15 protein-coding genes are annotated in these 15139 nt (G+C 71.3%); 9 read left to right on the top strand and 6 right to left on the bottom strand.

The window, feature by feature from the left end; genetic code table 11:
* Window positions 1-2: 2 nt before the first annotated feature.
* Window positions 3-194: a hypothetical protein gene (locus tag BKA18_RS31365; RefSeq protein WP_366044645.1), complete on the bottom strand. Its 192-nt coding sequence runs from the start codon at window positions 192-194 to the stop codon at window positions 3-5.
* A 252-nt stretch (window positions 195-446) separates the two neighbouring features.
* On the opposite strand from BKA18_RS31365, the gene BKA18_RS31360 reads away from it, so the two are divergent.
* Window positions 447-1634: a saccharopine dehydrogenase family protein gene (locus BKA18_RS31360; protein WP_366044646.1), complete on the top strand. Its 1188-nt coding sequence runs from the start codon at window positions 447-449 to the stop codon at window positions 1632-1634.
* A 23-nt stretch (window positions 1635-1657) separates the two neighbouring features.
* On the opposite strand, the gene BKA18_RS31355 is transcribed toward BKA18_RS31360, so the two are convergent.
* Window positions 1658-2362, bottom strand: coding sequence for an endonuclease V (locus BKA18_RS31355; protein ID WP_040897957.1), 705 nt, complete (start codon window positions 2360-2362; stop codon window positions 1658-1660).
* A gap of 182 nt (window positions 2363-2544) precedes the next feature.
* On the opposite strand from BKA18_RS31355, the gene BKA18_RS31350 reads away from it, so the two are divergent.
* On the top strand, window positions 2545-2844 hold the full coding sequence (locus tag BKA18_RS31350) for a YciI family protein (protein ID WP_006602051.1): 300 nt from the start codon (window positions 2545-2547) through the stop codon (window positions 2842-2844).
* 87 nt (window positions 2845-2931) lie between these two features.
* Here BKA18_RS31350 and BKA18_RS31345 read toward each other — a convergent pair whose 3' ends face one another.
* A complete protein-coding gene (locus BKA18_RS31345) occupies window positions 2932-4398 on the bottom strand; it encodes a sugar porter family MFS transporter (protein ID WP_366044647.1) in 1467 nt (488 codons plus the stop codon).
* Between the two features lie 365 nt (window positions 4399-4763).
* Here BKA18_RS31345 and BKA18_RS31340 point away from each other — a divergent pair, with 365 nt between their 5' ends.
* The 4 genes from BKA18_RS31340 to BKA18_RS31325 all read left to right on the top strand — a co-directional run bounded on the left by BKA18_RS31340 (window position 4764) and on the right by BKA18_RS31325 (window position 8729).
* Entirely contained in the window at window positions 4764-5669 is a 906-nt protein-coding gene (locus BKA18_RS31340; protein ID WP_366044648.1) for an SIS domain-containing protein, read from the top strand.
* A 73-nt stretch (window positions 5670-5742) separates the two neighbouring features.
* A complete protein-coding gene (locus BKA18_RS31335; protein ID WP_366044649.1) occupies window positions 5743-6624 on the top strand; it encodes a class II fructose-bisphosphate aldolase in 882 nt (293 codons plus the stop codon).
* A gap of 180 nt (window positions 6625-6804) precedes the next feature.
* Window positions 6805-7608, top strand: a complete 804-nt coding sequence (locus BKA18_RS31330; protein WP_366044650.1) for a DeoR/GlpR family DNA-binding transcription regulator — start codon at window positions 6805-6807, stop codon at window positions 7606-7608.
* Between the two features lie 809 nt (window positions 7609-8417).
* The gene (locus tag BKA18_RS31325; protein WP_235450724.1) at window positions 8418-8729 is read left to right on the top strand and encodes a hypothetical protein; all 312 of its coding nucleotides are present in this window, start codon (window positions 8418-8420) and stop codon (window positions 8727-8729) included.
* Between the two features lie 64 nt (window positions 8730-8793).
* On the opposite strand, the gene BKA18_RS31320 is transcribed toward BKA18_RS31325, so the two are convergent.
* Entirely contained in the window at window positions 8794-9411 is a 618-nt protein-coding gene (locus BKA18_RS31320) for a TetR/AcrR family transcriptional regulator (RefSeq protein ID WP_366044651.1), read from the bottom strand.
* 124 nt (window positions 9412-9535) lie between these two features.
* On the opposite strand from BKA18_RS31320, the gene BKA18_RS31315 reads away from it, so the two are divergent.
* Window positions 9536-11485 (top strand): FUSC family protein, encoded by a 1950-nt coding sequence (locus tag BKA18_RS31315; protein ID WP_366044652.1) that lies wholly within the window; start codon window positions 9536-9538, stop codon window positions 11483-11485.
* 82 nt (window positions 11486-11567) lie between these two features.
* Window positions 11568-12074, top strand: a complete 507-nt coding sequence (locus tag BKA18_RS31310) for a MarR family winged helix-turn-helix transcriptional regulator (RefSeq protein ID WP_366044653.1) — start codon at window positions 11568-11570, stop codon at window positions 12072-12074.
* Between the two features lie 83 nt (window positions 12075-12157).
* Here the strand turns inward: BKA18_RS31310 and BKA18_RS31305 are convergent, their stop codons facing one another.
* The gene (locus tag BKA18_RS31305; protein ID WP_366044654.1) at window positions 12158-13297 is read right to left on the bottom strand and encodes a WD40/YVTN/BNR-like repeat-containing protein; all 1140 of its coding nucleotides are present in this window, start codon (window positions 13295-13297) and stop codon (window positions 12158-12160) included.
* A gap of 435 nt (window positions 13298-13732) precedes the next feature.
* Between BKA18_RS31305 and ssgD the strand changes: the two genes are divergently transcribed.
* On the top strand, window positions 13733-14146 hold the full coding sequence (gene ssgD, locus BKA18_RS31300) for a spore wall synthesis regulator SsgD (RefSeq protein WP_366044655.1): 414 nt from the start codon (window positions 13733-13735) through the stop codon (window positions 14144-14146).
* 169 nt (window positions 14147-14315) lie between these two features.
* Here the strand turns inward: ssgD and BKA18_RS31295 are convergent, their stop codons facing one another.
* Entirely contained in the window at window positions 14316-15062 is a 747-nt protein-coding gene (locus tag BKA18_RS31295; protein ID WP_366044656.1) for a TetR/AcrR family transcriptional regulator, read from the bottom strand.
* Between the last annotated feature and the right edge of the window lie 77 nt (window positions 15063-15139).

Genomic DNA, 15139 nt, shown 5'->3' with positions numbered 1-15139 from the left:
CGTCACAGCGATCCGGCCTCCTCCAGCAGTCGGCGGGCGATTCGGTGAGCGGCATCGTCGGGCGCGGCGTCGTCGGGCGCGGCGTCGTCGGGCGCGGCGTCGTCGGGCGCGGCGTCGTCAGGAGCCGTGTCGTCGGGCGCGGTGTCCGCAGGGCCGGCGCCCGGGTTCCGCGCGGTGGACGGACGCCGGAACATCCGCCCGGCCACAGGCGGCGGGCGAAGGGAAAGAGGGTGAGAGCAGTGAGCGGCGCACCCGACATCGGACGTCCTACGTCGTGGTGCTCTTCGTGAATCTGGCCCCGTGCCGACGCACTGTCAAGACTGCACGCCGTGCTCCGCGCCGCCCCTGAACGCCCAAGGGCACTGCTGTGAGCGGTCGTTGACGGGGCGACGGCCACTGCCTAGGGTCCGGACTCCAGGTCACGAGGGTGCTGGAGAGGACGCAGGATGCGACGGCAGGACACCACCGGACGGGCCCATGACCTCGTCCTCTACGGCGCGACCGGTTTCGCCGGCGCGCTCACGGCCGAATATCTCGCGGAACACGCCCCCAAGGACTGCCGCTGGGCCCTTGCCGGGCGCAACACCGCCAAACTGGAGCAGCTGCGCGACCGGCTGGTGAAGATCGACCCGGCCTGTGCCGAGCTGCCGCTGTTGCGGGCCGACAGCAGCGATGCGGATTCGCTCCACGCGCTCGCCGCCGGCACCCGGGTACTGATGACGACCGTCGGCCCCTATGTGCTGCACGGTGAGCCGCTGGTGGCCGCGTGTGCCGCAGCCGGCACCGACTATGTCGATCTGTCCGGGGAGTCGGAGTTCATCGACCGGATGTACCTCCGGCACCACGCGACGGCACGCGCCACGGGTGCCCGCCTCGTGCATGCGGGCGGCTTCGACTCCGTCCCGCACGATCTGGGGGTCCTCTTCACGGTGGGGCTCCTCCCCGAAGACGTCCCGGTGCGCATCGACGGATTCGTCCGGAGCAATGCCACGTTCTCCGGCGGCACGCTGGCCTCCGCGCTGAACGCCGCCTCGCGCCCGGTTGCCATGGCGCGGGCCGCCCGCGAACGGCAGCGGGCCGCACCGCGACCGGCCGGCCGCACGGTGCGAGCGCCCCTCGGCCCGCCCCTCAAGAGCCGCGAAACACGGACCTGGGGTGTGCCGTTGCCCACCGTCGACGCGCAGATCGTCGCGCGCTCGGCCGCCGCGCTGGAGCGCTACGGACCCGATTTCCGCTATCGCCACTACGCGGGCGTACAGCGGCTGCCGATCGCCGTCGGCGGGGCGCTGGGAGCGGGTGCCCTGTGTGCACTCGCCCAGGTGCCGCCCGCACGGCGCTGGTTGTCGGGGCGTCTGGAGCCGGGCGACGGGCCGGGCCCCGAGCGCCGTGCGCGCAGCTGGTTCAAGGTGCGCTTCGTCGCCTCCGCCGGCGGCAGGCACCTGGTCACCGAGGTCGCGGGCGGCGACCCCGGCTACGACGAGACGGCGAAGATGCTTGCCGAGTCGGCGCTAAGCCTGGCCTTCGACGATCTGCCGGAGACCGCGGGCCAGGTGACGACCGCGGTCGCCATGGGGGATGCGCTCACCGCTCGCCTCCAGGAAGCAGGCATCACGTTCCGCGTCGTCCAGGAGTAGCGCGGTTCCCTCGCCCGGCCACCTCAGGCGGCCGCGAGCGCCTTCCGGCACAGCGCGTCGGCGGCCCGCGTCGTCTCCGGAAGGCGGTAGTGAGCCGCCAGGCGGAGCGTATGCGCACAGGCCCGGTCGAGGTCGACGCGGTGCCCCACGGAGACAAAGACCGGCTTGACGCCCTTTTGGGTCCGCAGCGCACGGCCCACCTCCTCGGCGCCGTCCAACAGCGGGGAGGTGTCGCCGCGGTCGGGCCCGGGAGGTGCATACCGGAACGTGAAGGGATTCTTGGCCACACCGATGGTGGGCAGCCCCGTCAACACCCCCAGATGGCTGGCCAGCCCGAAGCGTCGCGGGTGCGCCAGCCCGTACCCGTCGCAGACCACGAGGTCAGGAACGCGGGCGAGGCAGGCGAGCGCGTCGAGCACGGTGGGAATCTCACGGAAGGCGAGCAGTCCCGGGACATACGGAAAGGAGACCTGCCCGACGGCAGTGGCTTCGTCGACGACGGCGAGCGTACGGGCGTCCAGCGCGACGGCGGCCGCGGCGACGACATCGCGTGCGTCGTCGTAGGCCACATCGACGCCGACCACGGTGCCGTCGAACCCTGGCTCCGGACCGGATTCATCGAGCCGCACAAGCGGCCGCAACCGGTCCTGCACCGCGCGTGCCTGGGCTTCGTCGGTGGGCCAGTGCCGCAGTTCGTCGTCGCAGGAGGGCGTTCCGGGAGTGTCCATGGTGGCCACCACGCTACCGAACCGCTGAGCGAGGGAGCCGGAGCGGGCGGATCGGCTCGGTGGCGGATCCCGACGGGCCCGCGGCACCGAGCCGGCGGGCCAGCGGCGGCCTGCACCGGGCGGAACGCCCCCTTCCCGGGAGGGCCGGCGGCCGCGTGCGGCACCTCCTCTATATTGCAGCCATGTTCGTACTGGAATTGACCTATACCGCACCCCTCGCACGCGTCGACGAGGTCCTTGAGGACCACGTGGAGTGGCTGAAGAAGGGGTACGCCGCGGGGCATTTCCTCGCCGCCGGCCGCAAGGTGCCGCGCGACGGCGGCGTGATTCTCGCTGCCGGGCCGGACCGTGCGACCGTCGAGAGGATCGTGGCCGAGGACCCCTTCGTCCTCGCCGGCGTGTGTGAGTACCGGGTCACCGAGTTCGTGGCGACGACGACCGCGCCCGCGCTGGAGCAGTACCGGGAGCAACTGCCGTCCTGAGACGGCAACCCCGCGGCGCGCAGGCAGCTGCACCGTGCCGCGGCAGGCGGGGCACACCGGGACGCCAGGGGCGCCGCCATCCCGCGCCTACGCAGTCGTGGTCGGCGGGAGCGCCGCATCGCGGTGCGGGCCGGGACTCGCGGAGCCCGGTGCGAGCGGCACGGGCCAGCGTCCCCCGTTGCGCCAGTAGTCCTGAATCTCCTCCAGCTGGCGGCCCTTGGTCTCGGGCGCGGTGGCGAAAGCGAAGACCAGGGCGGCGAGCGCGAGGACGCCGAGTCCCGCGAACGTCCGGGCGGCGCCCGCCCACGCCATCAGGGAGGGGAAGAACTGGGCGATCAGGAGGTTGGCGACCAGGTCGGCGGTGAGCATGACCGACGCCCCGGTCGAGCGCAGCTGGGCAGGGAACGCCTCGCTCGCATAGACCCAGATCAGTGAGCCGAAGCCGAAGTTGAAGGCGGCGGTGAACAGCAGGATGGCGGTGAACCCCACCCAGGTCATGGCGCCGTGCAGCTCGCCCGTGCCGAAGACCGCGGTCAGGACGGCAAGCATCACGGCCATCGTGCCGATGCCGCTGAGCAGCACCACACGGCGGCCGAGCCGGTCGATGATGAGGATGGCGAGCACCGTCGCGGCCAACGAGGCGAGCTGGACGAAGGACGGCAGCAGGAAGTTCTGGCCGTTACCGGTGAAGCCCATCTCCTCGAAGATCTGCGGGCTGTAGTACGTCACGGCGTTGATGCCGGTGATCTGGCAGAAGAACCCGAGACCGACGACGAAGAGGGCGGCACGGGCGTACGGCTTGCGCAGCATGGAGCGGGCCGAGCCGCCGCTCTCCTCGGCGAGGGCCGCTCCCACAGCGGCCACCTCTGCGCGCGGATCGACATCCGGGTCGGTCATGGCCATGACCTCGACGGCCCGTTCCGTACGCCCCTTGAGGACGTACCAGCGCGGGGTGTCCGGCAGCCGGAGCAGCGGGATCAGGACCAGTGCGGCGGGGATCGCGGAAAGGCCGAGCATCCACCGCCAGTGACCGCCGCCGGACAGGCCCCAGTTGACGAAGTACGTGATGACGATGCCCGCGACCGTGGCGACTTGGTAGGCGGCGACGGAGGCTCCGCGGATACGTGCCGGTGTCGATTCGGCGACATAGAGCGGGGCGGCGACGATCGAGATGCCGATGGCGACGCCGAGCAGGAAGCGGACGACGTCGAGCACGATGACGTCGGGCGCGAGGGCGGAGAGCGCGACGAACACGGCGTAGGAGCCGGCGACGATCAGCATCGCGGCCTTGCGGCCCAGGGCGTCGGCGAGCTTGCCGCCGATCAGGGCACCCACGATGGAGCCTCCCACCAAGATGCTGTTGACCAGGCCTTTTTCAGCCTCGGTGAGATGGAAGTCCTTGCTCAGGAACACCAGGGCACCCGAGATGCTGCCGGTGTCGTAGCCGTAGATGACGCCGACGACGGCGCCGGTGAGTGCGAACAGCCTGCCGGTGCGGCGTGCGGTGTGGGGTGAGGGCGGCGGGGGCGTCGCGGAGAGCGTGGCAGTGGACACGGGAAGTCCTTTGTGCGGCGGGCGGGCCTTGCAACATGGCGAAACGTGCATGACTGATCTTGCGAGTATTCGGCGCCTTTCGCGCAGCTGTCAACACCTTCACTTCACCTCCCTGTCGTCCCCTCGTCCCTGCATCCACCCAACTGGCAACCCGACCAATCCCAGGCCACACCCCTGTACTCGCTTAGCCCATCAGGCCCACCACAAGCCGGCAGTCCTCCCGCCCCCTCTGATACGTCCACTCGTTCGAGGGATGGAACGCTGCGAGCTTTTCTGCGTACAGTCGATTGCAACGAACCAAAATATTGCAGTTTTGCGCAGTCCAAGTTTCTGCGCAGGGCAATGAGCATCACGGGAGGGTGGCCATGAGCGAGATCTCGTACATGGAGCAGGAGCTGAACAGCCAGCCGGAGACCTGGCGGGAGGCCGCGCGGCTCGGTGCGGCGGCCGGTCCGCTGCCCGAGGCCGGACAGCGGGTGGCAGTCATCGGCTGCGGCACGTCATGGTTCATGGCGCAGTCGTACGCGGCACTGAGGGAGGCGGCCGGCCAGGGGGTGACGGATCCGTTCGCCGCCTCCGAGGCCTTCCTCGGCAGCGACCGCGGCTATGACGCAGTGGTGGCCATCACGCGTTCCGGCACCACGACCGAGGTCCTGCGCGTGCTCGATGCCGTCAAGGGGCGCATCCCGACGGTGACGATCATCGGCGATCCCGAGACACCGGCGGTAGCCCTCTCCGACCGGACGGTCGCGCTGCCGTTCGCCGATGAGAAGTCGGTGGTGCAGACCCGTTTCGCCACGACGGCGCTGACGCTGCTGCGCGCGCATCTGGGCGAGGACATCTCCCGTGCGGTGACCGACGCGGAAGAGGCGCTGGTCGCACCGGTGGAGAAGGAATGGGTGGACGCCGAGCAGTTCTCCTTCCTCGGCACGGGCTGGACGTTCGGTCTGGCCAATGAGGCGGCGCTCAAGATGCGGGAGGCCTCGCAGAGCTGGACGGAGTCCTACCCCGCGATGGAGTACCGCCACGGTCCGATCGCGATAGCCGCACCGGGCCGGGTGACCTGGCTGTTCGGCCCGGCTCCGGACGGGCTGGAGGCCGATGTGGTGCGGACCGGTGCCCGATTCGTGCGCCATGCCCGCGATCCGCTGGCGGACCTGGTGCTGGTCCAACGGGTGGCGCTGGAGCGGGCCCGCGCCCGCGGCCTGGATCCGGACAACCCGCGCAGCCTGACCCGTTCGGTGATGCTCGAAGCGCCGGCCGCCTCGTAGCCGCCGCCTCGCCGAGCGCCTCCCCCGCCTTCCTCACCTCAACCAGCCCCATCCGCAAGGGAGTCAGCGTCCCATGCCCCTAGTTCCGACCTCATCGATCGTCGACGCCGCAAGTGCGGCGCGGGTCGGTGCCGCGGCGTTCAACGTCATCCATCTGGAGACCGCCGAGGCACTGGTCACCGCCGCCGAGCGCACCGGCATCCCCTTGATCCTGCAGATCAGTGAGAACTGCATCCGCTATCACGGCAGTCTGCGACCCCTCACACGTGCCACCCTCGCCCTCGCCGAGGAGTCCACCGCCCGGATCGCGGTACACCTCGACCACATCACCGACCCGGAGCTGGTCCATCAGGGCATCACCGCCGGGGTGGGCTCGGTCATGGTGGACGCCTCCGCCCTCCCGTACGAAGAGAACGTCGCCACCACCGCCGAACTCACCGCCTGGTGCCATGAGCGCGGCGCCTACGTCGAGGCCGAACTCGGCGAGATCGGCGGCAAGGACGGGGTCCATGCGCCAGGTGTGCGCACCAACCCGGACGACGCCCTGGCCTTCGTCCGCGCAACGGGCGTCGATGCCCTCGCCGTGGCCGTCGGCTCCTCACATGCGATGCAGGAACGCACGGCCGTTCTCGACAAGGAACTCATCGCGGCACTGCACTCCACCCTGCCGGTGCCGCTGGTCCTGCACGGCTCCTCCGGGGTGCCGGACGACGAACTGCGCCGCGCCATCGCCGCCGGAATGACGAAGATCAATATCTCCACTCATCTGGTCTCCGTCTTCACCCACTCGATACGGCAGACGCTGGATACCGACCCGGCGCTCGTCGACTCGCGGAAGTACATCAAGCCGGCCCGGGCGGCAGTGGCCGAGGAAGCGGCACGTCTCCTGGACGTCCTGGGCACTCCGGCGGCGGTTCCGGGCCAGTACGCGGCCCAGGCCCCGGCTCGGGGGTGAGACAGCGGAGCCGGTGGCCTGCCCTGGCACGCCATCCATACACCTCGCCCCGCCCGGCCAATGATCACGTAGACAACTCGGCAGCACCGGCGGGGCCACGACAGAGAGGAGCCCACAGTGGAGTACGACGGCGCATACCGCGCGCCACCGTGGCCTGCTGAAACGAATTAGGCTCGCGCCATGAAGCGCCATGAACGGATGAACGCACTGCTTGAGCTGCTCGGGGACCGGGGCCGGGTGGACGTCGAGGAGGCCGCGACCGCGCTGGAGGTCTCGGCCGCCACGATGCGGCGCGACATGGACACCCTGGCGGAGCAGCAGTTGCTGACCCGTACCCGGGGCGGCGCGGTGCTCAGCTCGGTGGCGTACGACCTGCCGATCCGCTACAAGCATGCGCACCGCTCGGCGGAGAAGGAGGCAGTGGCCAACGCCGCGGCGAAGCTGGTCGAACGGGGGGATGTGGTCGGACTGAGCGGTGGCACCACGACCACGGCCATCGCCCGCGTGCTGGCCACCCGTCCGGACTTTGCGGAGGCCGGCCCGCAACCGCACCTGACGATTGTCACCAACTCCCTCAACATTGCGAATGAGCTGGCCGTGCGGCCACAGATCAAGATTGTGCTCACGGGTGGGGTGGCGCATTCGCGGTCGTTCGAACTGGTCGGTCCGTTCAGCGAGTTGGTGCTTCAGCAGATCTCCATCGACGTCGCCTTCATCGGAGCCAATGGCATGGACCCGATGATGGGCGCCACGGTGCACGACGAGGCCGAGGCCCGGGTCAACCGCCTCATGGCCGAGCGGGCCCGGCGTGCCGTGGTCGTCGCGGACTCGTCCAAGATCGGCGAGCGCTGCTTCGCCCGGGTCGGTCACGCGGATGTCTTTGACACCTTCATCACGGACAGCGGAGCGAAGGAGGCAACCCGACGTGAGTTCGCGGACCGGGGCCTGCGGGTGGTGACGGCACGCCCGTCTGCGGGCGAGTGACCTCCCGGCCGGTGGCTCGGCGGCGCGCCGGCCCTGGGCAGGCTCGTGGGCTGGTCCGGATCGTGGGTACCGTTCCGGCCCTTTGGGGGCGTTGGATCGCGGGCGGGCGAGACATGCGGGTGCCTGGTGAGAGGTATGAGGCCGGGTGAGAGATACGGGGCCAGGGCCCGAGACATTCGGGGCCGGGGCCGACCCGTGCCGGTGCTTGCCACGCACGAAGCGCGCCGGAGGGCGGCATGGGGATACCGCTGGCGGCCTGAGCGGTGAGCCCCGCTGTCAGGGTTGCCGGGGAGTGCCGTGCCGGACAGGCCGTGCAATGCAGTGCCCTGCTGGGCGGGTCTGGGCTGGGTGGGTCTGGGCTGGGTGGCGAGTCTGGGCTGGGCGGGACGGGGCGGGGTGGACGGGGCGGGGCGGGAGGGGCGGGGGCGGGAGGGGCAGACGGGCAAACCGGGAAATGTGACCAACCTGGCCCGTCCCGTATTGAACTACCCCCGCACCGGTGTGTGGCAGGCCTGGTCGTGCCTCGCACATCGGCGCACCGGCCGCGCCGCGGCAACAGGGCCTGACCTGCTCCGTAACAGGCCACTAGGCGGCGGGCAGAGCGCCCGGCGTTCCTCGGCAGACGGGTGGAGGAGCCGTACCGCAACGGCCCGGTCCGGTTCCGAAAGGGTCGCGCTCGTGTCGCGCTTGTGTCCCTGTGTGGCCCCCGGGGCTGATTTTCCCTGAGTGGTGTGGACAATGGGGAATGAACGTGCGAAGCGTCTAAGGGCTTCGCGGGGGAAATCCGAGTTGTCCAGCGGGGGGATCACATGAGGAAGTTCTTGGCCATAGTGGTGGCGATAGTGGCGTGCAGCGCCTCTGTCACACTGGCCACCGCCTCAAATGCGGCAGCGGCCGACCGGTCGCCGCAGTGCGTCAAGGTCCGGAAGTACTTCAACAAGGGCCACGAGCGCTATGTCCGTCTGACGAATCTGTGCACCAAGCGGACCTCGTGCTTCACCATCGTCGTCCCGCATCAGCGCGACCCTCACGGCAGCCTCCCCAAGGGAGCGACGAAGGACGTCCGCTACGGCACGACCCAGGGGCCGCGAGCGCTGTACGTGAAGAACACCCCCTGCTGACCAGCCGCCGATAGCGGACGGACCTCGGCGGGCGCGGAGAGCGCCGGCGCCTGCCGGGGTGAGGTCACACCCGTACGGCGATGCCGTCCAGCACCATCGAGAGGTACTGCCGGGCGATCTCCTCGGGGCTGTGCTGCCCGCCCGGCCGGTACCAGCTCGCCGCGACCCAGACGGTGTCGCGAACGAAGCGGTAGGTGAGCCGGATGTCGAGGTCGGCACGGAAGACTCCGTCGGCCACGCCTCGCTCCAGGGTGCCGAGCCAGGCCTTTTCGAACTTCCGCTGGGATTCGGTGAGATAGCCGAAGCGGGGCTGGGCGGCGAGGTGCCTGGATTCCTTCTGGTAGATGGCGACGGCGGCACGATGCCGGTCGATTTCCCGGAAGGACTCGGTGACCAGGGCCTCGATGGTCTCCCGGGGGCCGAGCCCGGCGGCGAGTACGGCGTCATAGCCGTCCCACAACTCGGTCAGGAAGCTGGACAGGATCTCGTCCAGCATCGATTCCTTTGAATCGAAGTGGTAGTAGAGACTCCCGGCGAGCATCCCGGCCTCGTCCGCGATGCGGCGGACGGTGGTGGCGTTGTAGCCGTGCGCGGCGAAGATCTCCGCCGCGGTGTTGAGCAGTTCGCGGCGACGCTCGGGGGACGCGTTCGCGGTCGTCGTCTTCTTCTTGGCGGCTGGCACCTGGCCATTGTCGCTTCCTCGGGGTCGCTGTCCCGTCCCCTCGTCGCCGTTCTTTCTTCGAGATCGCCGCCCTCGTCGGTTGGGCCATATCTTTTACGAGTGAAACACCTGTTAACCTTCTTGTATGGGGAAGCACGGCAAGCCGTCCGGGCAGGGCGGCCGTACCGAGTCGGGGATCGGGGTGCGCGTCCGGCCGTTGCCCGTGCGGAGCGCGGTGCGGCTCGGTCGACCCAGCGACATCTGGCACAAGTCGGCCCTCAGTGCGGTGGTGGCGATGGCCGTCCCGGCCCTCACACTGTTCGCGCTGGGACGGCTGGACCTGATCTTCTACCCGGCGGCCGGAGCACTGTGCGCCCTGTACGGGCACGGTCTGCCGTACGCCGCCCGAGCCCGCACGCTGCTGTGGGTGGTGCTCGCCATGGCGGCGAGCGTGGGCATCGCGCTGACCACCGCGTCGCTGACCAGCTCGCCCGGGCTGCTCGTCGTGTGCGCCTCGCTGATCGCCGCGGTCCACAAGACGGGCTTTGATGCGGCGCGCCTCGGGCCGCCGGGGAACATCATCCTGACGTTCATCACTGCGTCGGCCTTCTTCGTGCCACAGCACCTCGGGCAGGTACCCCTGCACCTCGCGCTGACGCTCGGCACCGGGGTCCTGGCCTGGCTGGTCTGTATGGCTCCGGCCCTGCTACGGCCGCAGGGGCCCGAGCGAATCGTCGTCGCCCGCGCGCTGGACGCGGCGGCGGGGCTGCTGCGTACGGAACCGCGCGCCAACGGCGCGCAGCCGGCGGGGATGTCGGACGCCTGGCATGCCACCTCCGCCGCGGTGCATGCCGCATGGCGCACGCTCTACATGGTGCCGAGGCACACCCCGGCGAAGGCCACCGCCCGGGCGGGGCTCGAACGACTGCTGATCCGGGCCGAGTCGGTACTGGGGAGGATGGGGCAGGAGGCCGAAGGGGAGGGCGGGCCGTACGCCGGCCGGCACTGCAGCCAGGACATCGGTCGGAGCGCCGGCCAACCGACAGCAGCACCCGAACCCGGAAGCCGCGCTCCAGCCACGCACGCGCCGCCTCACACACACGCGCACGCGGCCCCGCACCGGCACCCAGAAGCCGACCGGCTCAGGGCCTGGGCCCGTGGGCTGCGCGGCGGGTGGCCGCTGCCGGGGATGGTGCTCTCGGCCGCGCAGGACGTGGCACAGGACGTGGCACAGGACGTGGCACAGGACGTGGAAGTGGTGGGCGTCGCCGGCGAGGTGGCCGGGGTGCGGCGGTCCGCGCCCGGTCATCCGCGCGGGGTGCGGCCGGTGCTCGCTCGGCTCGCTCCGGGGTCACCGCTGCTGCCGATCGGTGCGCGGGTCGCTGCCGGTTGCGTGCTGGCGGGCTGGGCATCGATGGCTCTCGGTGTCGGGCACCCGTACTGGGCCGTGGTCACCGCGGCCTCGATCTACCAGGCCAACACCACTCTCACCTGGCAACGGGCGCTGCAGCGCACCCTGGGGAGTCTGCTCGGGCTGCTGCTCTACACCGCGCTGCTGCCGCTGATACGCGTCGGGCACCTCGCGATGATCGGGCTGGCGCTGGCCTGCATGCTCGGGGCGGAAGCCTGGATCAGCCGCAACTACTGGCTCGGCTCGGTGTGTATCACGCCCTTGGCCCTGCTGCTGGCCGGATTCGGCAGCCGGCTACCGGCGCGGGCGCTGATCGCCGACCGCTGGATCGACACCGTGGTGGGTGCGGTGGTGGGCCTGGCCTGCTGCGTCGTGGTCACCAACCGGCGGGCCGCAGACCGTATCGAGGTCGCTCTGGAGCGGGTCGCGGCCGTGGAAGCCGATGCCTCCCGGCTGCTCGCGGCGGGGCCCGCAGCCGGTGCGGACGGTGCCCGGGATGTCGGATGGGCTCGTGACCGGCTGGCCGGTTGCCTGGCCGAGCTCCGCGAGGCCGTGGAGGTCGCGTCCGGCGAGTGGTGGCAGCGCGCCCTGCCGGACGAACGGATCGACCATGCCCAGCAGCAGGGCCACCGGGCGCTGGCCCTGCTCGTCCGGCAGCTCTCGATGCCGGCGGCGGCCGTCTGACCTGCATGGTGCCGCCCGGCGGACGGCACCATGCGGCAGGCACAATTGGGAGGCGTACGGCCGGGCCGAGAGGAGAGTGCGGGTGACCGAGGACATCGTCGCGAGGGTGCAGCGCCAGTGGCAGCAGGTGCACCCCGGGCTGGACACCGGCCCGATGGCGGTGATCGGACGGCTCAACCGCTGTTCCGCACTGCTCCAGCAGGCGGCTGACGCGCCGCTGCGGAAGGCCGGGCTCACCCGTCCCGAGTTCGACATCCTCGCCACCTTGCGCCGGATGGACCGCGAGCTGACCCCCGGGCGGGTGGCCCGCGAGACCTTCGCCTCCGGCGCCGCGGTGACCAAACGCGTACGGCAGTTGGAGGAGCGGGGGCTGGTGGTCCGCCGGCCCGACGACCGGGACCGCCGGGTCGCGCATCTCTCCCTCACCGACGAGGGCCGCGAGACCGTTGACCGGCTGCTGCCCGAACAGCTGGAGTACGAGGCGTCGCTGCTCGGCGGCATCGGCGAGCGCCGGCAGGAGGAACTCGCCGCGTCGCTGAGCGAGTTGCTGGTGGTCCTGGAGGGGCGGCTCGCCGGCCTTCTGGACTGAGGCCGGCGGCCGCCGCTTGAGCAGGAGTTGCCGCTCGGGCGGAGCCCGGAGCAGCGGAAACACGGAACGCGGCCGCCTCGCCGTCACGGTTCCAGTCGCGCGATCCGTCCCCGCTCGCCCGCGGCCCAGCAGCCCAGGTCGGGGGCGCAGTCGACGGTGTCGTACGAGCCGTTGTCGAAGGTGTGCCAGGTGCGCCCGCCGTCGAGGGTCAGATCACTGCCGGACGGGCCGACCGCCAGGGCGAGGCGGCGGGAGTACGGCAGCCAGGCGGCGCCGGAGCGGTACGCCTTCGGGGGTTCGACGGCCGGCGTCCAGGTGGCGCCGGCGTCGTGGCTGGCCGCGGCGGCGTGGGGTGAGGGCTGATCGGGGCGATAGTCGCCGCCGACCGCGAGGGCGTGGCCGCGGTCGCGGACGGCGAGCGCGAAGACGCCTCGTGCCGGGTCGCCCGCGGGCAGCGGGGTGTCGGCGACCGACCAGGTACGGCCGCGATCCGCGGTGTGCAGGACGCGGGCGGTGGCTGCGCCGCCGGTCGCGATCCAGGCGTCACGGCTCCCGGAGGAGACCAGACACTGGCCACTGGCGGCGAAGGCGGCCTCGCCCTGCTGGGCCGGCGGCATGCCGTCCGACGGCAGTACCCGCCAACTGCGGCCGCCGTCCCCGGTGGACAGGATGCGGTACTTGCCGTCGACGGGGTCGCTGAGCGCGATGCCGTGCCGCCGGTCGAAGAAGGTCAGGCAGTCGTAGAAGGCACGTGAGTCGGGGTTGCGGAAGCTTTCGGTCCAGGTGGCGCCCGCGTCCTCGGTACGGAAGACGCGTGAGGCCGCACCCTCGCCGATCGCGAGGACGACCGCGCGGCGCGCATCGAGCGCCTCGATGTCGCGGAACTCCAGCGCCCCGGCACCGGGTGGGGAGATGTCGCTCCAGTGCTTGCCGCCATCGTGGGTGCGCAGCACGGTACCGGCCGAGCCGGCGGCCCAGGCCGTCGTACGGCTGACGGCCGCCAGGCCGCGGAAGCGGGCGGTGCTGCCGCTGTCCTTGAGTCGCCAGCCGGCGTGCGGGGTGGTGAGCGAGGCCGCCGACAGCGCATCACGGGCCGGGGCGTGAGTCGTCGCGTATGACGGGGGAAAGGCCGCGTTCGTGGGGGTGTTTGCCGGCCGGGCCACGGCGACGGGGCCGGCCGCGAGTGTGGCGAGGGCCGCCGCCGCACCGGCCACGAGGGCCACCCGTCGTCCGGCACCGCGTGGGCGCAGCCCCCGGCCCGTCCCCCGGCCCGTACCCAGACACAACAAACGTCCCGTGCGCCGCATTTCGCCCCACCCCGCTCCGGTTTTGGGCTGGAAGCTAGCCCAGCGGGACCGCCCCGTCCAGACCGCCGCGCACCGCCACCGGCCGCCGTCGCCCGTTACTGCTCGCACGCTCCGGAGAGCCCTCTGTGGCCGTGGGGTCGGAATCGAGGCGCGACCCCACACCTGACATGCCGTCACATCGAGTCCCCGAGCGCCGAGTGCGCGCACCGAGCACACAGCAAAGAGGGCAAATGCGTACATTCAAAGGCCCGTGATGCAAGTCACGCAGGAATCCAATGCACTAGCGCGATATCCCGTGCGTCCTAGTGGCCAAAGACGCAAGTGTCCGCAACGAATGCAAGGGAGCCGGCGATGTCCAGCGTCATCGACCAAGCCGTTCAGGCCCGTCTCATCGCGACTGCTCCCCGGTCGCAGGTGATTCCGGCAAACCTGCGATACGACCGTGCCGATCCGTTCGCGGTGCGCTTGGTCTTTCCGCCCTCCGCGTCGCTGGACGGCGCCGAAGTGGCCTGGACGTTCGGGCGGGACCTGCTGGAGGAGGGCCTGTGCGCGCCGGCCGGGGCGGGCGATGTGCAGATCTGGCCGTACGACTCCGATGCGGTGGTCGTGGAGTTCCATGCCGTCGGCGGCATGGCCGTGGTGCAGTTCGACGCGCAGGAGCTGCGGACCTTTCTGACCCGGTCGTACGCGATGGTCGCCAAGGGCGACGAGGCAGGCCATCTGGACGTCGAGGCCGATCTCGCCGCGCTGTTGCGCGAAGCGTAGACGGCCACCGCGGCCGGAAGCGTAGACGGGGCCGCAGCGTCCGGACGGCGTCGCGGAACGGCCGCGCCACGACTGCGGAACGCCCCGCCACGGCGGCCGTACGGCCGCCACCGCGTCTCCACAGCACCACATCGCAAGGTCACCATCTCGCCCGACCGGCCCAGCCCGGTCAGGCCCGGCCCGCCGCCTTCGCCGAACCCTCCCCGGGGCGCGACGGCGGCGCCGCCCCCTCGCCCGAAGCGGGCGCCGCGTCGGCTCCGGCCCCGGCCCCGGCCCCGTACGACGCCGGCGCACCCGCATCCCCGCCCCCGGCCCCCTCCGTCCCGAAAAGCTGCGCCAGATGCAGATCCAGCAGCCGCAGTGCGGTCCGGGGGCCGTGCACATCGAGCAGGACATACGTGGACAGGCCGTCGACCATGCTGATCAGCAGCATCGCCTCGTCCTCGGTGGCGCGTTCCGGGGGGAGTTCACCGCGCTCCGCGGCCCGTCGCAGTTGGTCCGCGAACAAGGCGCGGAGCTGGGGGATGCCGTTCTTCGCCTCGGCGCGCAGGGGCTCGTCGTACACGGCACGGGCGAAGTAGGCGGCGCCGACCAGCACCCCGACCCGGCTCTTCTCGTCCAGCGGCAGCAGGCCCGACAGGCAGGCGCGCAGCACCTCACGGGGCGTCGGCTCCTCGGGCAGCGCCTCGATGCGCGCGCGGATCCGCTCCCCGGCGAGCCGGTTGATGTGCTGGAGGGCGAAGAGCAGCATCTCGTCCTTGGAACGGAAGTAGTGCTGCAGCCGGCCGAGCGAGATACCGGCCTCCGCGGCGACATCGCGCAGGCTCGCGCCGTCCAGTCCGCGGGTGCTCGCGAGCCGCCACAGCGCCTCGGAGATCTCCTGGCGCCTGGCTTCGTGGTCCACCTTCTTGGGCACGGCTGACCTCCCTCGTACGGCACTTCGCTGCGCGGCCCCGCGGGCAGGGCTTCGGCTCGGGGAGCCCGGCCCCTTTT

Source organism: Streptomyces auratus, assembly GCF_050433025.1.
Lineage (GTDB): Bacteria > Actinomycetota > Actinomycetes > Streptomycetales > Streptomycetaceae > Streptomyces > Streptomyces sioyaensis.
This window is presented reverse-complemented; position numbering and strand designations above follow the sequence as displayed.